The organism is uncultured Campylobacter sp., from assembly GCF_937921625.1.
In the GTDB taxonomy this organism is placed as follows: Bacteria; Campylobacterota; Campylobacteria; order Campylobacterales; family Campylobacteraceae; genus Campylobacter_B.
This window is the reverse complement of sequence record NZ_CAKZTI010000001.1, coordinates 1-22,357: the sequence shown is the minus strand read 5'-3', so window position 1 is coordinate 22,357 and position 22,357 is coordinate 1. Positions and strand designations below refer to the sequence as shown.

Sequence of the window (22,357 nt, the reverse complement as noted above, 5' to 3'; positions counted from 1 at the left end):
CTTGGATAAATATAATTCGCGATGCACGATCAAAAATACGAGCTTTTTCTCGACCTTCGCGCTTAGAAATAAAAACGGCAAATGGCGCCCCAGTATTCGGGCGCTGCGCTACGCCACGGTATTTTTGGTGCATCTGCTCTTCGTGCTTTCCTTTCGTGCGGATATTCAAATTTTAGAAGGCGACATCAGCGGCTCGCGAATACTTGGCTTTCACCTAGCAGATCCCTTTGCCACCCTTGAGGTGATCGCCGCGCACAAGGATCTGCCGATAAATCTGCTTATCGGCTCGGGTACCATTTTGCTGTTTTATTTCATCGCGGGCGGCAAGGCGTTTTGCTCGTGGATCTGTCCTTACGGAGCGCTTAGCGAGATCGGCGAAAAGCTGCATAATACGCTAATCGCTAAGCGCGTCATCAAGGAACGCTCATTGCCTCGCGGTATGCGATATGCGATCTGGGCGGCGTTTTTGGTGCTAAGCGCGATTACTGATCTGCTCGTTTTTGAAATTTTTAACGTCGTGGGAATTTTATCGCGCTTCATCATCTACGGCTTCTCGCTGGCGGGACTTTGGATCGTTTTTGTGTTTTTGCTCGAAGTATTTTTTAGCAGACGGGTGTGGTGCACGTACCTATGCCCGCTAGGCAGTACCTATTCGCTTGCGGCGAAAGCTAGCCTTAGCAAGATTACTTGGGATAAAAACAGGTGCGATCACTGCGGCGTTTGCCAAGACGTCTGCTTCGTCTCGCACGTGCTAGACATCACTAAAAAAAAGGCGTCCGAAAACCTGGGCGATAAGAGCAAATTTATGTTAAAAGGGATCGACTGCACGCTATGCGGACGCTGTATCGACGTGTGTCACCAAGACGCACTCGGTATCGGCAATAAGCTAAAAGATATGATCTAAGGAAGTCTATGATAGAGATTAAAAACGTAAGCAAGAAATTCGCAGATCAATTCGTTTTAAAAGATATCGATCTAAATATCGCGGACGGCGAGCAAGTGCTTTTCGTCGGGCAAAACGGCGCGGGCAAAAGCTCGCTGATGCGGACGATTTTGGGCGAATACATACCCACAAGTGGTAGCGTCGCTATCGACGGATTTGATTCGTTTAAGCAGCGCAGCCGCGCTCTACGCGGTATCAGCTTCGTGCCGCAAACCCCGCCGCCGCTTAAGCTGAGCCTAAATGAGCTCATCTATTTCGCCGAGCGCACGGCGGACGCAAGCAGAGCGGATATAGTAAAATTTTGCGGCGAAATGGAGCTTGATCTGAGTTCAAATTTAAACAAACCCTTTCATAAGCTATCCGGCGGTATGAAACAAAAATTCTTAATTGCGCTAGCATTCGGTAGAGCTAGTAAGGCGATGATTTTTGATGAACCGACCGCCAATCTCGATCCGAGCGCGCGCGAGCGTTTTAAGACACTTTTGCACAACCACGCAAAAGACAAAAGCTTAATCTTTATCTCGCATAGGCTCGAGGAAGTGGGAGGGCTGGTAAAAAGAATGATTTGTATGGATCTAGGGAGGATCGTAGATGATAAAAATGTTTAAAATTATGCTTTGCGCACTTGCGGCGCTTACGTTTTTAGGCTGCGGCGACGAGAAAGACTACGGCAACGTCCACTACGACAGAGACGTATGCGAGCACTGCCAGATGGCGATTAGCGATAACCGCTTCAGCGTCGATGTGCGCGTGGACGGTAAAAACCACTACTTTGACGACATCGGCTGCTTGGTGGATTTTATGGTTACCAACGACAAACTAAACTGGCTAAAGGACGCTAAAATTTACATCAATGACGCTAGCGGCAACGGCGAGTTTATCGACGCACGCACGGCGCATTTTTACAAGGGCTTTAAAACCCCTATGTCGTTCGGCTGGGGCGCGTTTAAAAACAAGCAAGAGGGCAAGCAAGACTTCAGCTTCGATCAAGTAGTCGCAGCGCTTAAAGCAGGCGGCGGCTCGCACGGCATGGGAATGGGCGATATGGGTCGCGATGCGCACGGCGATCTGGGAAGTATGCACGATCATGGCGATATGGGCGGCATGAAGGATCCTCGCTCCGCAGAGCACGGCATGAGCGGTATGGGACATACTCACGGCTCAGATCATGGCATGGGCGGCGATGCGGGCAGCACGGCGCACTCTCAAGGCGCGCCGCACAATATGGGGCAGATGCACGAGGGTAACGGCACGGCGCACGATATGCATTCAGGGCACTCGCATTAAGGACGTTTTGGCTAAGACGAAATTTTAAGCGGCTTCGTTTTGCACTAAATTTAAAGCCTGAAATTTCAGCGCGCCGCCGCAAACGAGAGCAGACGAGATGAAATTTTACTTTGCAACTTCGGCATGAGGCAAAGCTAGGCTTAGAAAACGGTTGCAAAATTTTATCTTGTAACGTAGCTAAATTTAACGCACGGTGCGAGACTTCGTTCTGCCGAATTAAAATTTACGCGGACGCTCTGGTTTAAAATTTCGCCGTAAATTTAAAATTTATCCGGCGCGGAATTAGCCGATTCGGGATTTTTAGAATTTTAAAATTTTATGCCGCGGGATACGCCCAGCTTTGAAATTTTACGAAGCTAAAATTTAAGCGGTCCGTTAAACGGCTAAATTTTAAAACTGCGGCGGATGACGGATAGCGGGCGGCAAACAGCGCGCTGTTTGAGTGCACCGCAAGCGAGCCGTAAATTTAAAATTTATGCGCGATCCGCAGTCACAGGCGGCGGATAAAATTTTGCCGCCCATTTAAAGCTTGGCTGGCAAATTTAAGGTTGTAAAATCCGCGCGGCAAAACGGGGCCGAGCTTAAAAGCGCGCATTTAAGCCGCACGAGAAATCTAAATTTAAAAGCGCACCGAGGCGCAATAAAGGAAAAGAATGAAAAATTTACTCACCATCGCCGCTTTGGACATCAAAGAGTCCTTCCGCTCGCGCTGGTTTTTGCTCTATCTGCTGATCTTTAGCGGGCTCGTGGCGGCGTTTTTCATCACGGGGGTGACCGATTCGCGCGTGCTCGGTTTCAGCGGGCTTTCGCGACTGCTGCTACTGTTTATTCAGATCTGCATCATCATCCTGCCCGTCTTCGTGCTCGTCACCACCAGCAAGGCGATCCTAGCCGATCGCGACCTAAATATCTTAGAATACTTGCTAAGCTTTCCGATCTCGCAGGCGCAGTATTATTACGGCAAGGCGCTGGGAAGGCTGTTTGGAGTGTTCGTGCCGATATTTTTGTCGCTGCTGCTCGCAATCGTTTGGGGCGCGATCAAGGGCACGGGCATTCCGTGGGCGATCTGCCTGCTTTATACGGGGCTGCTTTTTAGCTTGTGCGCGGCATTTTTAGGCGTAGCGTTTTTGATCTGCGCCGTTTCAAAAAGCCAAGAGATGGGGCTTGGGCTTGCGTTTTTCGTCTGGCTTTTCTGCCTTGCGTTTTTGGATCTCGTGCTAATCGGACTGCTCGCAAAAACGGGCGTGAACGAAAATCTCATTTTCGCAATCGCCCTAGCAAACCCGATGGAGGACTTCCGCATCGCCGCCATCAGCCTATTTGATCCCGATCTTGCGGTCATCGGTACGACGGCGTATTTTATCCTAGATCACTTCGGGCGCGGGCTTTTCATCGCCTTTTCGCTGCTCTATCCGATCGCTCTGGGCGCGGCAAGCCTGATTTTGGGCTATTTTATCTTTAGATCGAAGGATTTAGCGTGAAATTTCCACTCATTTTGGCGGCATTTATAGCGCTTTGCGGTGCAGCTGAGATACAAAATTCCGCGGCTCAAAGCTCCGGCTCGGCGCAAAATTTAGGCACGCCCAATAGTACAGGCTCCGGCTCGGCGCAAAATTTCAAATCTGCGCGCGAGATTGCGTGGCTCAAAGACGTAAATCTTACCTGCGCCAAATACGGCATCGATACTAGCGCGCACCCTGAATTTCGCGCCTATGCAAGGCTCAAAGACGGCAGAGCGCTCGCGTTTGCTTCGCCCAAGGCAATGTTTGCATATTTTTTCGAGGGCGAAAATTTGAGCGGCAATAACGGCGCGGCTTCCGCAGAGGAAAATTTGATGAGTAAAAATTCCGCTAACGGCAATTTAGGCGAGTCCAATTCCACGAACGCAAATTTCGGCGGTGCAGAGCTTTACGTCACCGATTACGCAAGCGGCGAAATTTTGCGGGCGCAGGACGCGTTTTATGTTTTCGGCAGCGTGCTGCAAAGCGCAAGAGGCGACGATCTCATCACGTTTGCGAGACTGCGCGACGCGCAGGACTTCATGCGCGAGAAAAAGGGGCATAAAATTTTGCAGTTTCGCGAAATCTCCGCTAGGCTAATCGATTATCTAAGATGATCGAGCCACTTGGCGAAATTTAAATCAAGCTATTTAGTATATTTTATTCATAAAATTTTATCTTTTATTTTAGTGCGCTGTTAAGGGAATTTAAAGCAATTAAAAAATACAATCACGTTAAATTTTATCTATAAGAATTAGATAATGTAGTTTTTCAGTATATTTATTGAGCTCTACATTCTCACTTATTTTTAAAATAAATTTTAAGGAGACAACCATGGCAAACGACAAAATCTCAAAACAAAAAGGCTCACGCAAGAAGGCTGCGACGGATGAAAATTCCGCTGCAAATAAGGGGGAAAATTTTGCCGCGGACGCGGTCAAAAGCTCCGCCGCATCCGTTTTCGACAAAAGTGCAAGCACTGCTAAAAATTCCGCTGCAAATTCTACGACTTCTGCCTCGCTTACTCGCGACAAAATTTCTAAAAATCGCGCCGCAGGTGAGAATTCCTGCGACGAGTGCGATTGCGAAGCCAGAAATTCTGCACCGAGTTACGATGATAGCGCAAGCTCTGCTTCAAGCACGAACTTTGCGGGGCGCTCAAGCGATCAAAGCGCAGGCAACGCTAAAAAATCCGCGATAAACTCTACGACAAATTCCATGGCCGATTCTTTGATAAATTCCATCTCAAATCCTACGAAGAGCCCAAGCAGCAAAGACCACTTCTCTTGCTCGCACGAACATAGCGATAGCTCCACAATCCACTCGCATCTACACGACGAAGATCTTGCGACCCACCCACACGATCAAGAAGAAAACCTCGCAGCTTATTTGCACGAATACGGCGCAAATTCTGCGGCGTCTTCGCATGAGCGCGACGAGGATTCCACCATCAGCTCGCATGAGCACGATAAACATTGCCATGATCACAAGCCCCACTCTCATCGCGCGATTATTGGATTTGACGAGCACGGCATCCCAAAAGTTTTAGTGCCCGCAGAGGCTAGTCCGCACACGCATAAAGACGCGCAGGGCAATCTTTTCGAGCATTTTCACGAGGCGGAATTTACGGCGGATTATATGAAGGCAGTGCTTGAATACAAAAAGACCTTCCCCACAAAACAAGAAGTACTTGAGAAAACCCCTGATCCCGCCGTGCGCGAAATGATGCTTAGGATGGAGCAGATCGGCGTAGATACGGCGTTTGATCGCTTCGATAAACAGATGCCTATGTGTAGCTATGGACTTACCGGAGTATGCTGTAAGATCTGCAATATGGGACCTTGCAAAATTACTAAAAAGGCTGATCGCGGTACTTGCGGTGCGGACGCTGATCTCATCGTATCGCGCAACCTACTGCGCCAAGTAGCTGCAGGCGTAGCTCAACACGGCGCACATGCCAGAGAGCTTCTGCTGTCGCTAAAATGGGCGGCGCAGGGCAAGCTAGATCTGCCCATAATAGGCGAATACAAAATCATCAATACCGCCAAAGCCTTTGGAATTCCAACTGAAGGCAGAGAGTTAAAAGAGGTAGCGATCGAGCTTGCCGATACGCTTTTGACAGATCTTTCGCAAAGTAGCGGCGAGTATAAAACCATCACTGCGCTCGCACCTAAGGAGCGTCAAGAGGTATGGCGCAAGCTGGATATCTTGCCGATTAGTGCGTATAACGAAGTCTTTGAGGCATATCACCGAACGGGTGTAGGCACGGATGGAGACTGGCGCAGCGTGATGCAGCATCTTTTGCGCTGTGGGCTTGCTTTTACCTTCACCGGCGTAGTAGCTGCAAATATCGCTACGGATGCGCTATTTGGCGTAGGAGATCGCGTAACTTCCAAAAGCAATATGGGCGCGCTTAAAAAAGGCTGGGTCAATATCGCCGTGCACGGACATCTGCCGACATTAGTAAGCCTAATAGTGGAGATCGGAAATTCTAAGGAGTATCAAGACAAGGCTCGCGCAATAGGCGCACAGGGGATCGCATTTTACGGCGTGTGCTGTTCTGGGCTATCGGCGATGTATCGCAACTGGGGCGTTGTGCCGCTCTCAAACGCCGTAACTGCCGAACTCGTCATAGGTACGGGCGCGCTTGATCTGTGGGTCGCCGATGTCCAAGATGTCTATCCTGCGATCATGGACGTGGCTAACTGCTTCCAGACCAAGGTCGTTACCACAAGCTCATCAGCTAGACTTCCCGGAGCCGAGCATATAGGCTACGATCATCACCATAGTAATATCGCCGAGACTAGGAATTTAGCGCGTAAAATTCTAGACCGCGCATTGCAATCTCACGAAAAGCGCAAGGGACTGCCGGTATATATCCCGCCGTATGAAGTCGAGGCCGAAGTGGGCTTTTCAGTAGAATTCGTCCATAAACACTACGGCGGCATGGAGCCGTTAGCGCACGCGCTAAAAAGCGGTGAAATTTTAGGCATCGTAAATATGGTCGGCTGCACCAATCCTAAAGTGCCTTATGAGCGCGCTATCATAGATGTCGCACAAACCCTGATCGAAAATAACGTCCTAATCCTAACCAACGGCTGCGCGTCGTTTCCGCTAATGAAGCTGGGCTTTTGCCAAAAAAGCGCGTATAAAAAAGCAGGCGCGTCGCTGCGGGCGTTTTTAGAAAAAGATGAGCTTCCGCCGGTATGGCACGTGGGCGAGTGCATCGATAACACCCGCTCCAGCGGAATTTTCGCAGGTATCGCAGGGGTGCTAGACAAAAATCTCTACGAGCTGCCGCTTGCCTTCACCTCTCCCGAGTGGGCGAACGAAAAGGGCGTCGATGCCTCGCTCGGATTCCGCCTAATGGGCATAGACTCATATCACTGCGTCGAGTATCAAATCCACGGCTCTGCAAATGTCATACACTTTTTCAAAGAGGGCACCAGGCGGGCACTTGGCTCTGTGATGCACGTAGATACCGATCCGGTAGCGCTTGCGCTAAAAATGGTAAGCGACATGCGCCTAAAACGCAAAGCCCTAGGCTGGCAGTAGCAACGAACGGATTCATTTCGCATCGCATTTTAAGCGATGCGAAATTTCATGATAAAATTTAACCCCTTGCGGGCAAATAAAATCCCACAGCTAAACGAGCAGTAAAATTCTACAACTAAGTGGCTAGCAAAACCGAGGTCAAATAAAGATAAAATTTTCGCGCCGCATCCGTTCGTGGAATTTTAAATCAAATCTTCAAATCCTACGTAAAATTTCGCCGCACGCCGCGCCTGCTGCTAAATCGGCAGAATTTAGCCAGGCAAAATTCCGCCATCGAGCTTAAGCGCATCTTTCGCGAAAGGATGAAATTTTAAAATTCTATCTTGGCGTAAATTTCGTAGACTCTCATCTGAAATCCGCAAGCTAAATTTTGCTAAAAGCCTTATTGCACGGAGCTGCACGCCATTAAATTTTGCTCACGTATATGAAAGCCTAAATCATAAAAATTTAATATGATATGTGCTAAAATGCCACATCTGTTTAAGGATTTAGATGCATAAATCAAAGTCGCTGCAGTCTCTGCGTCATCATCGGTAGGAGATGTCGTGCGAGGCGGAGGCTCTGCTGTCAAGTCCTGCGTTTCGCAGCTTGAGACGGTGTGACAAAAGTGCGTCTATGCTGTACCTGCAAACATTTTCGGCTGGGACCGCACGGGCGCGAGGACGTCACTACAAATCTTGCAGGCGGCTAAAATTTCCATCCGGATCTTTTCTAAAATATTGATCTTGGAGCTATCACGAAAGAATTTTACTGCAAGCCTTTCGCCTACGAGCCAGAAGGCAGAATTTAAAGCGAAATTTTAAGCGGGTTTCGATGAAGCGAAATTTCAAAGATTAAATTTAAGGCAAAAGATAAAAATTTAAAGCAAGGGAAGGTATGAAAAATTTTAAATTTATGCTCGTGCTGCTGATACTGGCGACGATCGCGACGATTGCGATATCGCTTTGTATAGGGCGCTTCGGACTAAGCATCACCGAGGTGCTAAAAGCGCTTAGCGGCGGCGAGGTAGCGCAAAACGTCCACAACGTCATCATGCAGGTGCGCCTGCCGCGTATCATCGCCGCGGTGCTCGTGGGTGCGGCGCTGGGCATCAGCGGCACGGCGTATCAGGGCGTCTTTAAAAACCAGCTCGTCTCGCCCGATCTTTTAGGCGTTAGCGCCGGAGCTTGCGTGGGCGCGGCGATCGCGATCCTGCTTGATCTAAACATCCTTTTGATCCAGCTTTTCGCCTTTGTTTTCGGGCTTGCGGCGGTTTGCATTACGCTTCTGATCACGCGCGCGCTTCGTTCAAGCGCCACCATAATGCTCGTGCTTGCGGGCATCATCGTAAGCGGTCTGATGGGCGCGCTGATCGGATTTTTAAAATTTATGGCCGATCCCGAGACGAAGCTTGCAGACATCGTTTATTGGCAGCTAGGAAGCCTCGCGAAGGTAGATCCCTCCGTGCTAGCGATGATAGCGCCGGTGATGGGGGTTTGTATCGCTATCTTGGTGCTGATGAGCTACCGCATAAACGTCCTATCTATGGGCGATGCGACCGCGTCGAAGCTGGGCATAAACGTCGTGCTGGAGCGGGGCATCATCATCGTCTGCGCGACGCTGCTAACTGCAAGCAGCGTGTGTATCAGCGGCATAGTCGCGTGGGTGGGGCTTTTGATGCCGCATCTAACGCGCATGATCGTGGGCGTGAGCAACACCAAGGCGATCCCGGCGAGCATATTTTTAAGCGCGATCTTCGTGCTCATCGTAGACGACGTAGCGCGCAGCATAAATCAAAGCGAGATCCCGTTAGGGGTGCTTACGGGCTTTATCGGCACGCTATTTTTTATATTCATCCTGCTTAAAAATAAAAGGAAGCTAAATGGTTAGGGTTGAGAGCTTAGACTTCGGCTACGTAAAATCCGCCCCTCTGACGCTGCGCGACGTGAATTTCAACCTCGAAGCGGGCGCGATGCTGACGATTTTGGGGCAAAACGGCGCGGGTAAATCGACGCTTTTAAATTTAATCAGCGGCACGCTTGAGCCTCTGCGCGGTAAAATTTCAATCGACGGCAAGGATATGGCAAGTCTTAGCGCCAAAGGGCGCGCCGAGATCATCGGCTACGTCTCGCAAAGCGAGGTCTGCGAGTACGATTACAGCGTCTTTGAGTACGTCCTGATGGGGCGCACGGCGCATATCGGGATCTTTTCGCAGCCGAGCGAAAACGACTACAAGCTCGCGCAGCGCTACATGAAAATGCTTGAAATTTGGCACCTAAAAGACAAGATCATCACGCGCCTAAGCGGCGGCCAGAGGCAGATGGCGTCCATCGCGCGCGCCCTTTGCAGCGAGCCTAAGATCGTGATCTTCGACGAGCCCACCTCGGCGTTAGACTTTGCCAACCAATACAAATTCCTCCGCGCCACAAAAGAGCTTCTCAAAAACGGCTACACCGTCGTTTTAGCCACGCACAATCCGGACTTCGCGCTGCTTTTGGGCGGATACGTCGCGCTCGTAAAAGGCGGCGGCGAGGTTGCATACGGCAAGGCCGAGCAGATCATAAAGAGCGAAATTTTAAGCAAGCTATACGATCTGAAGCTCGACGTCAGCTACAACGAAAAGGTCGGTCGCGTCTGCTGCTTGACGTATCCATTCTAGTCTTTACTTCGCGGACGAGCCAAGCTCGTCCTTGCGACGGGGAGCTTCGCTCCCTCGACCCACCTAAAGTTACAGAAATTTTGCTACGCAAAATTTTAAAATTTATAGGTTTTACTCCTTGCGACAGTCAAGCCGCCGCTGCGACGGGGAGCTTCACTATTTCTCGCGAAGGCTAGGAAGCGCCCCGCGCTTCCTTCGCATTGCTTCGCTCGCCTAAAGTTTCAGAAATTTTACTACGCAAAATTTTAAAATTTATCGGTTTGACTTCTCGGCTCGAACAAAACAAGCGAAGCGCTCGACATAGTCGATGTTTCCTTGAAGGTCCGAGCCTGCGAGCGGGGCTCTGTCCCACGCCCCGCTAAAGTTACAACAGGCTAGCGCCTGCATTTTTATCGGTTTGACTTCGCGGAGACACAGCTCGTCCTCGAAATAGAAGCTTTGAAATTTTAAAATTTCATCGCTTCGGCTGTGCGAGCGATAAAGCTTATATGGCGCTAGTAGCGGTAAAATTTTAGCCTCTGCGGCGGAGTTTTTACGGCGGCGAAATTTTGAAATTTCAAAGCGAGCGGTGGGGCCGAAATTTTAAAATTCGCTCCGAATTTTAAGCATAAAAATCAAAATTTATCGTTACAATTACGTAAAATTTTTAAGGAGTAAAAATGAAAAAAATAGTTCTTTTAAGCGCAGCTGCGGCGCTTGCCGTAAATTTAAGCGCGCAGGAAAATAGCCTTGAGATCTACGCGAACTCCGCCTTCTTGCATCAAAACTTCGGCGCGCAAAAATCAAACTTCAGCGTGAATGTGCCGGAGTACTTGGATATCCGCAGCATCGAGATTGCAGGCTCTTGCGAAGTGCGCGAATTGTCTTTGGGAGAGGTCGAGCCCGTGAAAAACGCGGAATTCGCCAAAAAAGAAGCGGACGAAAAGAGCCTGCGCGAGCTAAACGACCGCCTGGTCGCGCTTAAGGCGCAGCAGCGCTTTTTAAGCGATTTTGCAAGCTTAAAAGATAGAAGCTTGGCGAGCTTAAAGGCGGATTCGCAAAAAATTTACGACGAAGTCCTGCTCGTAGCGGGCGAAATTTCAAAGACGGACGAGCAAATCGGAAAGCTCAAAGAGAAAATTTCAAAATACGTGATCAAAAACGAGCGCCGCTTAAACGCGAATTTTGACTGCGATCCAAGCTTTGTAAAAATAAGCTACCCCGTTGACGTAAGCGCCTACACGCACAACGAGCTCTCTGCTGATCTTGCAAGCGGCAAGATCGAGGTTACGCAAAAGATCTCGGTGCAAAATCCGCTAAACGCGGAGCTAGCGAATTTAACGATCGCGCTGTATCCTTACGAGTACTCCTCGCAGACCGCGCCGCAGCCGTTTTATCCGTGGTACGAGGGCGAGCCTGCAAGACCGGTGCCCGCAGCGGCTTATAAAAAGGATGTGATGTTAGAGGAGGCGACTATGGATAGGGTCGCGCCTGCGATGGAGGCTAGATCGTCGTATCAAAGGACGGGCGCGAATATCGAAAGCTCGCTCTCAAAGGTGTGGAAAATCAGCGGCGTAAGCCTCAAAGCGGGCGAGGCGGGCGAGTTTAGCTTCGATAAACAGAGTCTGGATGCGAAATTTGATCTGCTCATCGACGGCTACGGCAGCGAGGCGGCCTACGTGCGAGCTAAATTTAACCCCGAAAGAAACATAGAGGAGGGCGAAACGCTAATAAAGCTCGACGGCGTGCAGATCGGGCTCGTGCATATAGGCTTTGCCGCAAACTCCGAGGCTACGGCATATCTGGGTAAAAATAGCCTGATCGAAGTCAAAAAAGAGCAGGCGAATAACTTTACGAAAAATTCCTTTTTCGGCGGCGAAAGCAAAAATTCCATGGCTTGGAACTACGAGATCAAAAACGGCTCCAAGCGCGCGTGGAACGTGGTTTTGCAAGAGCGAGCGCCCGTTTCGACGCACGAAGATGTAAAGGTCGCGCTGAAAAACTCGCCCGAGCAGAGCAGCCTCGGCAAGGATGGACTACTTAGCTGGGACTTCGAGCTAAAGCCGGGCGAGAGCAAAAAGATCCGCTTCGGCTACGAGCTAAGCAAGCCGAAGAAGTAACAAGCTTTGGCGCTCGCGGTTAAATTTTGCGCAGCGGAGTAACTTTTGCGGTGCGGTTAAATTTTATGCGGCACCGTTTTGCGAGACGGGCCCCCCCTTCGCCGCGCCGCTAAATTTTACGCGGCAGACCGACTTTTTACGGCGCAATTAAATTTTGCGGGCATAAAACTAAGGCGCGGCTTTAGAATTTATCTGAAATTTTTGGCGCTGCGCCGCTGAATTTTACGCGCCGCACCGAGTAAAATTTAAGCGCTGCAAGAACCAAAATTTAAATCTTGCGGCGATTTAAAATTGGCTAGCGCGAGATATGAAATTTAGCGGCGCAAAGGGGGTTTTGGCGCTAGGCAGAAAACTTTGAGCGTCGCTAAAGCTTATCTCAAATTTAAAAAGGTCGGGGCAATGAATGCGGAGCAAAAGTATAAATTTAACGCAGCGGCGAGGTGCGCTAGCCTTGCGGACCGTGCCTAAAGGATCGTAATGAAATTTTGCAAACTTAAATTTAAAATCCTAGCTGCAGTGCTGCTTCTTATAACAATACTTTGCGCCATATTTGTCCGTATAATTCCCGATTACTCCGCTCCGCAAGGCTCCTGCATAGTTACTATTTTTAGCTATTACAAATATCAAAAGGGATATTGTCTAAAAGAGAATAGAATTTTGAGTAACGAAGAGCTGCTTCAAAATGCCGCTATAAATTATTTTAAAAGATATCACGACTATAAAATTTTGCGAAATACCATTATCGATGAGCACGATATAAAAAATTTCGGCCATAGTTTTTATACGGCGCATATCTCCAAGCTCTATCTAATCGGCGATTTTAATGAAGAAAACTGGTTTGATTTTTTGGTTAAAAATACCGACAGAAAGAGTTTTGATTATGAGATAAAAGACAAGACGCAAATAGATATCTCCGATCTATCAAAATATTTTGTGTATAAGGATGAAATTCTAGGCTTTAGACAGCCTATCATCTTGTCCGAAGAGAAAAATCCATTTCATAACGGAAAAATGTTTTTAGAAAAATCATTTTTAATAAAAGAAAATCAATTTTTTGTGAATTATGTTGATGTCGATGATATAAGTTTTTACATTGAATATAATGTTATTAAAAATTTAATGGCAATAAAAAGCGGATATGAGAGTTTAGAAAACTTTAACAAAGTCTTGGCTTATACTCATATGAAACATTATAGACGTAAATTTTCATACGATAATTGCGGAAATATAAATTTTGATATCAAAGCTCCGGCGGAACAGGAGCTGGATATGTGGATTCACGGCGGATAAAGTTAGTCGAAATTTTATCTTAACGAATGTAACCGAAAAAGGATAAGAGATGGGCAAAAAAGAAACTGATCTAAGATTAGAATTAGAGGGTAATTACGGCGCCGATATATTGAGTTATTATTTGTGGGGAAAGAAAACTCCTCCTGGTCCGAAAAAATTAGCCTCTAACGAATGGATGGATAGAAAAGGACTGATATGAAATTCTACAGGTCTATTAAATTTAAAGTGCTAGCCGGCACGCTGCTTCTGGCGGCGATACTCTGCGCCATATTTATTCGAATAATTCCCGATTATTCCACTTCACGAGGCTTTGTGATAGTTTCCCTTTCCGACTACGACAAATACAAGCAAGGATACTGCCTCAAAGAAAATAGAATTTTGCCGAAGGAAGAGCTGTATAAAAGAGTAGCAGGGGCATATTTGGACTATGATGTAAAGCTATATTGGATGATCGATGCTTATAGGTTGAAAACCTTCGGTAGTCTTTGGTCCAGTAAATATGAGGTTGCATACTATGAACTAGAAAATATAAACTTATCAAATTGTTTTGATGTATTAGAAAAATATTACCAAGAGGGAAAAACGACTGAGGAGATACTGATGAAAGAGCTAAAGGCTAAAAAAACCGATCCAAAGAAATATCTAAAAATAAATTTGAAAGATACGAGCGTTGGATTTGACAGACCGATAGTTATGGTTAACGGCGACGATAAAGAAGTCACAGGTACTTTGTTTCTTGATAAATTTGCTATATTTAACGGTAATTATATGCAATTTAACCATTCCGAGTATATTTATGACTTGATAACGAATTTTGACATTACTAGAGAATATTATAAAGAGAGAAAAAATGCCGTAGTCGGTATCGGAAAAGGTTTTAAATTTGATAACTGCGGGAATTTAAATTATCCGCTAGAAAAATACTATTTGGGCGGTAGAGATATAGAGATGCGCTAAATTCTCTAATATTAATTTCATTAAAAAATTTATGGGACTTAAGACCGATGGATGCGGAGCAAAGGTATAAATTTTACGCGACGGCGAGATATTTGCTCGCTTAGCGGGTGGTTTTCTTACTTGTTTGGCAGGCGGCGGGCCTGATCGGTTCGGTTTTGTAGGTGGGTGGGCGGCTTTGATTTTTGGCAGGTTTTGCCGATAGACGACACGCCAAACGCGCCACTTTTAGCGGCAATATTTGCGATTTTGGTTTGCGCGCTGTTTTGGTATTTGTTCAAAAGGTATAAAAATTTTAAGCCAAGCAAGCTGTTTGTAAAAAATCCAAATCTTAGTTTGCTACTTTTTACGATAGAAAATTTATCGCTCGGCGCTTTTTACGGCGGGTTTTTGACGTGCCTCGCGGCGGGGTATTTTTGGGGCGAGCGTGCGGCAGTCTGGAGTATAGCGTTTGTTATCGTTGCGCCCGTTTGTTTGCTCGTTTTCGTGATCTCATACATGTTTAACGAAAATAAAAGCTAAGCCTATGCGCCTTTCGCGCCCACTAAATTTTATCTCTCGCGCAGCACGGGCTTAGGCACGGATTTAGCCCGCGCGGGCCAAGCGAGATTTGAAATTTCATCATCCCGCTTGCTTTAAAATTTTAAAATTTCATCGTCGCAAAAGCTCCGGCGCGCTCTTTAAATTTTATCTCGCCGTAACCCGGAACCTACTTACCGTCGCATTTTGACATTTGCGCAGAATACCCTTATGCCGCTGCGACATTTACAAAATTTTAAAACGGCGCAGAACTCGCCTCGTAAACGGCGATTGCACCGCGGGCTTATCTATTTATTTATGCGGGTAGCGAAGCCTTCAGGCTAAATACGAGGCCTTTATCTTAGCCGTAAAGCAAATCCGAGCTTCGGCAGAGAAAAATGCGAGCAGCGCGAATGCAGAAGCAAAAACCAAGCGGGCGCGTTTGCCCGAAGCCTAGCCCTTTAATTTCATCATTTTTTCTAAAATTTCATAGACTAGATCAAACTTCGTAAAGCCGTCTCTGTCTAAAAAATGCCCGCCTTTTTGCACCTCGTAAAACTTAGCATCGATCTGCCCCGCTAGCTCACGGCTGAAGCTAAACGGCACGATATAATCATCCTTTGCGGCAATCACCGCGCGCTGTTTTGCGGCGGCTTTTATGCGCCCAAAATCAAAGCCTTTATCCATAAACTCGTCTAAAATTTTAAATTGTGGATCGCTAAGCGGCTTTGCAAGCCCCGAGACCAGCACTACGCCCTCTACTGTGCCGCCCATGGCACTGCTTTGTAAGAAATTTAAGATAGTAGGGCAGCCGAGGCTGTGTCCGACCAGATAGACTTTGCCTTCAAATTTTACGCTTTCTCGCAAGGTTTTCAGCCACTCATCAAGCCTCGGATGCGCAGGCGTGGGCATCGCTAAAATTTCCGCGCTCGCGCCCGATTTTTCGATCTCGTCTTTGAGCCAGGCAAACCAATGGCTTTTAGGCGAAGCATCGTAGCCGTGCACGATATAGACGCACTTTTGCATATTTTTCTCCTTCGAATTTAAGCTCGCCCCAAACGAGGCGGTACCGACGCAAAGTAGCGAAGCTGCGCATGCTAGGCTAAATTTCATCGCATTTCGTCTTTTGCTATTCATCTCTAGCTCCTCTCATTTCTAAAGCGGACATTTTACATCGTTTTTAAAAAAAGACCTCTTAAAACGTTCGCGCAAATCTATAAAAATTCGCAGTAAAGCCGCTTGCACGCAAATTTTAAAATTTCAATCCGCGCGCTAGCCCCTACAGATCGTGATTTTATCGGCAAATTTACCCAAAAAGTGATACCCCGAGCCCGCCTGCGCGATGATATCGAGCACCACGTCCGCATCCCGCACGAGCGTGCCGCCCGCAAAGTCCACGCCGCGCTCAAACAGCGCCCGCGGTAGTAGCGGCGTGGTGGGCCCCACGAGCACGAGCTTGGCGCCGCTTTTTTTCAGGCGCAAAAGCCCATCGAGCGTGTCGTTGATGAGCGTCGTAGCCGTGATTATCACGTTATCGGCGCGCGGCACGACGCTTGCGGCCTCGCTTGCGGGCAAATAAAACGGCAGCTCCGCCTGCTTGAGCGTGCTTTTATCAAGCTCTAAAATTTTAAAATCCGCGCCATTTTTCATCAGCGTCTTGATGTAGGGCACCAGCGCGCCCACGACGACGCTAAAGCTGCCGCGCTCGATCCGCAGCTGCTTAAAAGGATCGGCGCCGAATTTCACGTCGTAATCCGCGCGGATTTTATCGAAACACGCCCTGCCGAGCGCATTTAGCGCGGCGAGCGCGAGCGTCTTTTTAAGCGGCGCGGCGGAGCCCAGATCGCGCAGCAGATAGCGCACGCTCCTGCCCGCGATATTGCCCGAATCGGGCATCACGCTTGCTTGCGAGGGGCAGCAAACGGCGCCGGATAGGGACTTTAGCGGCGTATAGCTAAGCCCGCACGCGCCTCCTTGCAGCTTCACGCCGCTAAAAAACAGCCCCACGACCGCGCGCTCGATCTTAAGTTCCAGCGCCTGGGCGCCTAAAATTTCTTTCGCGCACTCCAGCGTCTGATCTAAAATTTCGCTCATTTTCGCTCCTTTAATGTGGAATTTGGCGCCATTATAGCTTAAAATTTCGGCGCCCGTATTGATATAAATTTATTGATCGCGCGAGCGGCGACATCCAAGCAGACGCGAGCCAAATTTAACGCAAGCGGCTAGCGCGAGATAAAATTTTACGTAGCGAGCGCGTATCGTTGCGACTTGAAATTTTAAACTAATCGGCGGCGCGGGTGGGTCAAATTTAACGAGAGCAAGCCGATGCGAGCTCTGGCAAATACGAGCAAATTTAATAATTGCGAGCGAACGCAAACTCGGACACGAGCTAAATTTAACGAAAGTAGCGAGAGCGGGCAAAATTTAATAAAAGGTGCGGGCGCGGGTAAAATTCAAGCCGCACGCGGATAAAATTCAAACGACTAGCCGTATCTGCGACAAGTCGCGCCCGCTGCGGAGTTAAATTTTATTTCCTACCTGCCGCACGGCTAAATTTTATTTCATATCCGCCGTATGATTAAATTTCATTTCCCGATCCATCGCGGGACTAAATTTCATTTCCCGAATCCGCCGCGAGGCTAAATTTTATTTTCCGATAGCAGGATGTTGATGAGCGGATTTAGCAGCGTCTCGCCGCGAGCGGCGCACAGCACGATTTCGTCGTAGTAGTAGTCGCTCCTGCCGTAGTTGTGAAACTCATACGCGCCAAAGCCGTAGCCCATCGGCGTGATCTCGACGCGCGAGTACCAGGCGTCCTTGGCGATGATGTATTTTTCGGTGTCTTGCGAATAAACCCACACCACGATCTCATCTCTGTTTTTTTGCCGCATCAGCCACATAAAGACGTTTGCGATGTCGTTGAAAAAATATGTATCGCCGTTTGGCATAACGGCCTGAGCGGTGTTGTAAAGATCGTTTATCACCGTGCCGCTCTCGTGGCATAGATATTTTCCGAATTCGATCTGCAGCGGCTGCTTATCCGTGTTGCCATGGCGCACGGAAATTTTGGATTCCGCTATATCCATCGACGATATGAGTAGCCCCATCACGCAGGCGAGCAAAACCGCGGCAAAAATTTTCTTAATCATAGCAGTGCACCCCGTACGAAGTAGTATTTTACGACATAGGCGCTGCAGATGAGCGCGTTTAGAATGAGCCAGAACGAGGAGTATTTAAGCAGGTGGGTGTAGGCGCGCTTGGTGATGAGCTCCGTTAAAAACGGCACGATGCCGAAAAATATACCCAAAAACAGCGAGCCCCAGATCGCATAGCCGACGAAGTAATAATCCTTCAAAAGCATGCAATACGGGCATTTGTGATTGGGCTGCTCGTAAACGTAAAGCCCGAAAAAATAGGTGATCGCATAGTATGCGACGAACAAAAAGAGCAAATTCAGAGCAAAGCTCGCCATCGACTGCTTTAAGAAATTTAAGATCAAAATGGCGCCCAATATCGCGTAAAAAAAGGTCGCCAAAAGCGCCTGCGTGTAGCCGAACGGGAGCTTCGGCGCGCGAAATACGACCGAGCAGCAAAACACCGGCACGCGCAGCGGGATATTGGTAAAAAATAGAATTTCTAAAATAAACTCCGCCAAAACGCCCGTAAAAAGGATGGTAAAGATCAGGTATTTGCGCTTTAGATAGGGAAATTTGCCCGCTTTAAGATCGAGGCTGTTTAAAATAAGCCAGAGCCCAAAGCCGAAGATCAGTAAAATTTTTAAAAGCAGCAGGATGTTGCCGTAGCGGTTCGAGCCCACGACGCCCGCGGAACACATCGCGCCTGGCACGATCGAGGAGAGCTCGTTTAGGCAGAGCGCGAAAAATATAAACAAAATGATCTTGCACGCTATCGTGAAGAACAAAATGGTGTTGATGAGATAGTTTCTTTTCTCCAGGGCGTATTGTAAATTTGAGGTGGCGTTAAAGTCCCAGTAGCGCATGATCCGCACGATGTGAAACTGCGAGATCGCCATCAGCGCTATTACGATCAGTTCTACGGCCAAAAACGCGATCACGCTACCCGATAAAAATACGCTCATGCTGAAATTTCTCCGTCTTTTAAAAACACGTATCGATCCACGAAACTTAACTCGTCGAAGAGTATGTCGTGCGTCGCGATCAAAACGGTCTTTTTAAGCTCTTTGAGCTTTGAAAGCATTTCGATAAAGCCGAGCGAGTTTTGTTTGTCTAAATTTGCCGTCGGCTCGTCGGCTAAGATGATCTGCGGCCCCATCACGAGCGCCCTAGCGATGGCGCAGCGCTGCTTCTCGCCGCCGCTAAGGCTCGAGACGATCTGATCTTTTTTATGCGCGATATTGGCGATCTGCATCGCTTCATCTATGCGCGCGCCAAGCTCATCCCCGCTCAACCGCTCAAGGCTAAGCGGCGCAAGGACGTTTTTATAAACGCTAAGCGCCTCAAGCAGGTTGAAAGACTGAAAGATAAAACCGATTTTTTTATGGCGATACGCGGAGCTTTCGATATCGGCTAGCTTAGAGACGTTTGCGCCGTCCACCAAAACCTCGCCGCTACTCGGCTTAGAAAGCGCGCCTATGATGGATAGAAGCGTGCTTTTGCCGCTGCCGCTGACTCCTTTTAAGATTACGATCTGCCCCTCTTCGACGCTTAGGCTTATGTTTTTTAAAGCGCGAAACTCATTCGCCCTGCCCTCGTTGTAAATTTTAAAAAGCTGCTTGATCTCTATCTTGCTCATTTGACCGCCTCGCTCATATCGCCTATAGCGATGCGCCAGGATGGGATGATGACGAAGGCTAAAAACGGGATCACGCTAAAGACGAAGATCAAAAAGAGCATATTGAAATTTATCGCGGGCGTGAAGGTGATGAAATTTCGTAGCTCGCCGCCTAAGAATATATCGCGCAGAAGCGGCGCATCCAGGATAAAAACATAAGCATACGCGCCCGCGACGCCGAGCAGATAAGCGCTTAGCGAGACGATGAAATTTTGAATAAATTTCATCGCGATGATGTCCTTTATGCAAAAGCCGATGCTGCGCAAGATCGCGATCTCCTTTTTCTTCTCGCCGTATGCGAGCGAAATTTGATTTTTCAGCAAAATGAAAAACGAGATCATCGCCACGGCGTAAAGCACCATAAAGATCCCCCCTTTGTAATAATACAGATGCCTCACTTCGGCTACCGCATCCTCGGCGCTGAGGGCTTGCGTGTTGGGGTATAAATTTACGATCTTAAGCGCTACTTCGCTTACTTCGTTGGGGTTGGGCACGCTTACGTAGAGCTTGGTGTATTCGCCCTCCTTTAGGCTTAGCACCTCGCGCGCGGTATCGGGGTTTAGATAGATCACGTCGTTTGAGACGATGCTGCTTTCGTGCGGCGAAATTTTATTAATCTTAATCGCGATTAGGCGCTGTTCGGTCAAGAAGTGAAACTCGTCCTCGTAGTACCACTCGCCCATCGCCGCCTTCACCCCCTCGCCTACGATCATTTCATTTTCGCCCAGGCTTTCGTCGCCTACGATATGAAACCAAACGCGCTTTTGAGCGAAGTAATACATCCCGTCCACAGCGCCCTGCACTTCGCTGACGCCCGCGATTTTAGAGATATCGTATATATAGCCGTCGTGCATCAGATCGCGCTTGCCCGCGCGTAGAGCCTCTACGACGATGTCGGGCCTGAGCTTGATGACCTTTTCAAGATCGTTTTGAATGGAGCCTGAGATGAAAAGCACCGAGCTTAAAATAAAAACGATAAATGCAAAGATCGCGAAGCTAAAAGCGTGATCAGCTCTATCTTTTCGCAGCAAAGTTACGGAGTAGTCGATGAAATTTTTACTTATCATAGACGAACTCCGCATAGGCCTTGCTCTTAAAGCTGCTCGAGAGCCGCACGTCCTTTATCTCTCGCGCGAGCTTTTGCAGGCACTGCTCGCCCTTTGCGCGATCAAAGCTCACATAATGCACCGCGATGAGCGCGTAAAGGGCGGCAAAAAAGATCATTAAAGCGCAAATGAGCCTCATAGCCCTTCTATTACGCTCTCTTGAATTTCATCAAATTTAAGTACGCTCTTGCCTCCGTGATCTTTAGCGAAGGTCTTAGCCGCGCTCTCGCTATCAAACGCAATGAGCTCGTCGCCCATCGGTCCTAAGACGTCGGAGCCGAGCACGAAAAAGGCACTTTTAGCATCAATCTTATGAAGCTTATAGTAGTCTGTTACGTAAATTTTATCAAAGCCCTTACCCTTTTGGAAGTAGTATTTCATCATATCTTTCACGCCGTCAAAATACAGGTTCTCGCCGCCTTGAATCTCTATCATCGCCGCCCAGTTAGGGTTTTTGCCCACTAGCATGCCGCAAACCGGGCATTTAGCGCCCTCGGGCACGACGATCTTTTCAGGTTTTTTCGCTTTTGCGTTTTTATCGCTGCCGCCTAAATTTGCCGGCGCATCCCACAAATATAGCGCTGCGGCTTGTAGGTGCTTGTCGTATTCAGGAGCCTTGCTAGCGCCCTTTGCGTCGCATGTTTTTTTGAGATGAGCTTTGAGCTCGGAGATGGCTTTGAAGCTTTTGGCGTCCGTTTTAGCGCAGTTTGTTTCGTAAAATTCCTTACCGTGCGCGTAAACGCCGCCCTCGCGTTTGGCTTTGATCATCTTATTATCGCCCTCAAAATCCTGCCCCGCAATCTCGTAGGCCTTGGCGAAGCTCATTATCTCGCCGCCGTTTTCGGCTTGAAATTCCTTCGCGTCGGCTTCGGTTGAAAAGGCGTATTTGCTATTGCGCGTCATCGTGCCTTTGACCTTGCTGCCCACGACGTAAAAGGCTTTATTTACATCGATCAAATTTAGATTTTTCGTATCGACGACCTGCGCATCGCTTGGGATTTTGCCGCCCGTAATCTCGTACAAGCAGTGCAGGGAAGCTACTTGCTTGCCGTTTACAACATGGTTGGTTTTATAAAATTTTACCAAATTCATTCCGCAAACGGCGCAGTATTCTTTGCCCTCTCCACTTCCTACAAGCGTAGCCTTACTAGGATCCACGCTTTGAAACATAGGCTTTGCCGGCTTATTAGCCCCATCCATGGAGGCACCGCAAACGAGCGCAACAAGCGCGGCCGAAGCTAAAAACGAACGTAAAATCATACTATCTCCTTAAAATTTTGATGTTTTAAATTTACTTACTAATCGAGTTTAAAAATTCCAAATTCTCGCAGCCCATCTTGATGCCGCCGTCGCAGCTTTTTTTGAAAAACTCTTTTGCTTTGGCGTTATCGGACTTCACGCCCTTACCTTCGGCATACATTATGGCTAAATTATTGCAGCCGTCGAAGTGGCCGAGATTGCACGCCTTTTCATACTGCTGCTTTGCTTGCTTATAATCCTGGCCCACCCCCTGCCCGAAGGCGTATAGATAGCCAAGGTTGTTGCAGCCGATGCCGATGTCGCCGCCGCAAGCCTTTTCGTAAAAAATTTTAGCCTTTGCGAAGCTTTGCTGCACGCCTTCGCCCTTCAGATACAGATAGCCCAGGTTGTTGCAG

General features: G+C 48.2%; 22 protein-coding genes. 13 read left to right on the top strand and 9 right to left on the bottom strand.

Annotated features, from left to right (window positions below):
- Position 1: 1 nt before the first annotated feature.
- The 13 genes from Q0101_RS00110 to Q0101_RS00050 all read left to right on the top strand — a co-directional run bounded on the left by Q0101_RS00110 (position 2) and on the right by Q0101_RS00050 (position 14,787).
- Complete coding sequence (locus tag Q0101_RS00110) at positions 2–904, top strand: NapH/MauN family ferredoxin-type protein (RefSeq protein WP_297941346.1); 903 nt, start codon at positions 2–4, stop codon at positions 902–904.
- Between the two features lie 8 nt (positions 905–912).
- Positions 913–1,551 carry an ABC transporter ATP-binding protein gene (locus Q0101_RS00105; protein WP_297941344.1) on the top strand — a complete coding sequence of 213 codons (639 nt, stop codon included), beginning with the start codon at positions 913–915 and terminating at the stop codon, positions 1,549–1,551.
- Positions 1,535–2,230 carry a hypothetical protein gene (locus Q0101_RS00100; RefSeq protein ID WP_297941343.1) on the top strand — a complete coding sequence of 232 codons (696 nt, stop codon included), beginning with the start codon at positions 1,535–1,537 and terminating at the stop codon, positions 2,228–2,230. Before Q0101_RS00105 ends, Q0101_RS00100 begins: the two co-directional genes overlap by 17 nt.
- Positions 2,231–2,883: 653 nt before the next feature.
- Complete coding sequence (locus Q0101_RS00095; RefSeq protein ID WP_297883284.1) at positions 2,884–3,711, top strand: ABC transporter permease subunit; 828 nt, start codon at positions 2,884–2,886, stop codon at positions 3,709–3,711.
- Positions 3,708–4,346: a nitrous oxide reductase accessory protein NosL gene (locus tag Q0101_RS00090; protein WP_297941342.1), complete on the top strand. Its 639-nt coding sequence runs from the start codon at positions 3,708–3,710 to the stop codon at positions 4,344–4,346. The genes Q0101_RS00095 and Q0101_RS00090 overlap by 4 nt, the downstream gene beginning before the upstream one ends.
- 217 nt (positions 4,347–4,563) lie before the next feature.
- Positions 4,564–7,284 (top strand): carbon monoxide dehydrogenase, encoded by a 2,721-nt coding sequence (locus tag Q0101_RS00085; RefSeq protein WP_297941340.1) that lies wholly within the window; start codon positions 4,564–4,566, stop codon positions 7,282–7,284.
- Between the two features lie 876 nt (positions 7,285–8,160).
- Positions 8,161–9,153 (top strand): iron ABC transporter permease, encoded by a 993-nt coding sequence (locus Q0101_RS00080; protein ID WP_297941338.1) that lies wholly within the window; start codon positions 8,161–8,163, stop codon positions 9,151–9,153.
- Positions 9,146–9,922, top strand: coding sequence for an ABC transporter ATP-binding protein (locus Q0101_RS00075; RefSeq protein ID WP_297880695.1), 777 nt, complete (start codon positions 9,146–9,148; stop codon positions 9,920–9,922). The genes Q0101_RS00080 and Q0101_RS00075 overlap by 8 nt, the downstream gene beginning before the upstream one ends.
- A gap of 659 nt (positions 9,923–10,581) precedes the next feature.
- Positions 10,582–12,021 (top strand): DUF4139 domain-containing protein, encoded by a 1,440-nt coding sequence (locus tag Q0101_RS00070; RefSeq protein WP_297941336.1) that lies wholly within the window; start codon positions 10,582–10,584, stop codon positions 12,019–12,021.
- Between the two features lie 477 nt (positions 12,022–12,498).
- Positions 12,499–13,311: a hypothetical protein gene (locus Q0101_RS00065; RefSeq protein WP_297941335.1), complete on the top strand. Its 813-nt coding sequence runs from the start codon at positions 12,499–12,501 to the stop codon at positions 13,309–13,311.
- Between the two features lie 49 nt (positions 13,312–13,360).
- A complete protein-coding gene (locus tag Q0101_RS00060) occupies positions 13,361–13,510 on the top strand; it encodes a hypothetical protein (protein ID WP_297941334.1) in 150 nt (49 codons plus the stop codon).
- The gene (locus tag Q0101_RS00055) at positions 13,507–14,268 is read left to right on the top strand and encodes a hypothetical protein (protein ID WP_297941333.1); all 762 of its coding nucleotides are present in this window, start codon (positions 13,507–13,509) and stop codon (positions 14,266–14,268) included. Before Q0101_RS00060 ends, Q0101_RS00055 begins: the two co-directional genes overlap by 4 nt.
- A 165-nt stretch (positions 14,269–14,433) precedes the next feature.
- A complete protein-coding gene (locus tag Q0101_RS00050) occupies positions 14,434–14,787 on the top strand; it encodes a hypothetical protein (RefSeq protein ID WP_297900405.1) in 354 nt (117 codons plus the stop codon).
- A 450-nt stretch (positions 14,788–15,237) separates the two neighbouring features.
- Here Q0101_RS00050 and Q0101_RS00045 read toward each other — a convergent pair whose 3' ends face one another.
- The 9 genes from Q0101_RS00045 to Q0101_RS00005 all read right to left on the bottom strand — a co-directional run.
- Complete coding sequence (locus Q0101_RS00045) at positions 15,238–15,921, bottom strand: alpha/beta hydrolase (RefSeq protein WP_297881575.1); 684 nt, start codon at positions 15,919–15,921, stop codon at positions 15,238–15,240.
- A 135-nt stretch (positions 15,922–16,056) separates the two neighbouring features.
- The gene (locus tag Q0101_RS00040) at positions 16,057–16,878 is read right to left on the bottom strand and encodes a DUF364 domain-containing protein (protein ID WP_297941332.1); all 822 of its coding nucleotides are present in this window, start codon (positions 16,876–16,878) and stop codon (positions 16,057–16,059) included.
- 545 nt (positions 16,879–17,423) lie between these two features.
- Positions 17,424–17,933, bottom strand: coding sequence for a hypothetical protein (locus Q0101_RS00035; protein WP_297879947.1), 510 nt, complete (start codon positions 17,931–17,933; stop codon positions 17,424–17,426).
- On the bottom strand, positions 17,930–18,883 hold the full coding sequence (locus tag Q0101_RS00030) for a hypothetical protein (RefSeq protein ID WP_297941331.1): 954 nt from the start codon (positions 18,881–18,883) through the stop codon (positions 17,930–17,932). The genes Q0101_RS00035 and Q0101_RS00030 overlap by 4 nt, the downstream gene beginning before the upstream one ends.
- Positions 18,880–19,557, bottom strand: a complete 678-nt coding sequence (locus Q0101_RS00025; protein WP_297941330.1) for an ABC transporter ATP-binding protein — start codon at positions 19,555–19,557, stop codon at positions 18,880–18,882. Before Q0101_RS00025 ends, Q0101_RS00030 begins: the two co-directional genes overlap by 4 nt.
- Positions 19,554–20,663: an FtsX-like permease family protein gene (locus Q0101_RS00020; RefSeq protein ID WP_297941329.1), complete on the bottom strand. Its 1,110-nt coding sequence runs from the start codon at positions 20,661–20,663 to the stop codon at positions 19,554–19,556. Before Q0101_RS00020 ends, Q0101_RS00025 begins: the two co-directional genes overlap by 4 nt.
- Positions 20,653–20,841, bottom strand: a complete 189-nt coding sequence (locus tag Q0101_RS00015) for a hypothetical protein (RefSeq protein ID WP_295098450.1) — start codon at positions 20,839–20,841, stop codon at positions 20,653–20,655. Before Q0101_RS00015 ends, Q0101_RS00020 begins: the two co-directional genes overlap by 11 nt.
- On the bottom strand, positions 20,838–21,962 hold the full coding sequence (locus Q0101_RS00010; RefSeq protein ID WP_297941327.1) for a nitrous oxide reductase accessory protein NosL: 1,125 nt from the start codon (positions 21,960–21,962) through the stop codon (positions 20,838–20,840). The genes Q0101_RS00015 and Q0101_RS00010 overlap by 4 nt, the downstream gene beginning before the upstream one ends.
- 31 nt (positions 21,963–21,993) lie before the next feature.
- Positions 21,994–22,357: tetratricopeptide repeat protein (locus Q0101_RS00005; RefSeq protein ID WP_297941325.1), on the bottom strand; the 364-nt coding region annotated here is incomplete at its 5' end.

Bases quoted from the DNA above. Each gene is read 5' to 3' on its own strand.
- Q0101_RS00040 (WP_297941332.1), bottom strand. From the start codon at position 16,878: ATGAGCGAAATTTTAGATCAGACGCTGGAGTGCGCGAAAGAAATTTTA.
- Q0101_RS00010 (WP_297941327.1), bottom strand. From the start codon at position 21,962: ATGATTTTACGTTCGTTTTTAGCTTCGGCCGCGCTTGTTGCGCTCGTT.
- Q0101_RS00100 (WP_297941343.1), top strand. From the start codon at position 1,535: ATGATAAAAATGTTTAAAATTATGCTTTGCGCACTTGCGGCGCTTACG.
- Q0101_RS00070 (WP_297941336.1), top strand. From the start codon at position 10,582: ATGAAAAAAATAGTTCTTTTAAGCGCAGCTGCGGCGCTTGCCGTAAAT.
- Q0101_RS00095 (WP_297883284.1), top strand. From the start codon at position 2,884: ATGAAAAATTTACTCACCATCGCCGCTTTGGACATCAAAGAGTCCTTC.
- Q0101_RS00085 (WP_297941340.1), top strand. From the start codon at position 4,564: ATGGCAAACGACAAAATCTCAAAACAAAAAGGCTCACGCAAGAAGGCT.
- Q0101_RS00030 (WP_297941331.1), bottom strand. From the start codon at position 18,883: ATGAGCGTATTTTTATCGGGTAGCGTGATCGCGTTTTTGGCCGTAGAA.
- Q0101_RS00055 (WP_297941333.1), top strand. From the start codon at position 13,507: ATGAAATTCTACAGGTCTATTAAATTTAAAGTGCTAGCCGGCACGCTG.
- Q0101_RS00045 (WP_297881575.1), bottom strand. From the start codon at position 15,921: ATGAATAGCAAAAGACGAAATGCGATGAAATTTAGCCTAGCATGCGCA.
- Q0101_RS00105 (WP_297941344.1), top strand. From the start codon at position 913: ATGATAGAGATTAAAAACGTAAGCAAGAAATTCGCAGATCAATTCGTT.
- Q0101_RS00020 (WP_297941329.1), bottom strand. From the start codon at position 20,663: ATGATAAGTAAAAATTTCATCGACTACTCCGTAACTTTGCTGCGAAAA.
- Q0101_RS00080 (WP_297941338.1), top strand. From the start codon at position 8,161: ATGAAAAATTTTAAATTTATGCTCGTGCTGCTGATACTGGCGACGATC.
- Q0101_RS00060 (WP_297941334.1), top strand. From the start codon at position 13,361: ATGGGCAAAAAAGAAACTGATCTAAGATTAGAATTAGAGGGTAATTAC.
- Q0101_RS00075 (WP_297880695.1), top strand. From the start codon at position 9,146: ATGGTTAGGGTTGAGAGCTTAGACTTCGGCTACGTAAAATCCGCCCCT.
- Q0101_RS00015 (WP_295098450.1), bottom strand. From the start codon at position 20,841: ATGAGGCTCATTTGCGCTTTAATGATCTTTTTTGCCGCCCTTTACGCG.
- Q0101_RS00035 (WP_297879947.1), bottom strand. From the start codon at position 17,933: ATGATTAAGAAAATTTTTGCCGCGGTTTTGCTCGCCTGCGTGATGGGG.
- Q0101_RS00025 (WP_297941330.1), bottom strand. From the start codon at position 19,557: ATGAGCAAGATAGAGATCAAGCAGCTTTTTAAAATTTACAACGAGGGC.
- Q0101_RS00065 (WP_297941335.1), top strand. From the start codon at position 12,499: ATGAAATTTTGCAAACTTAAATTTAAAATCCTAGCTGCAGTGCTGCTT.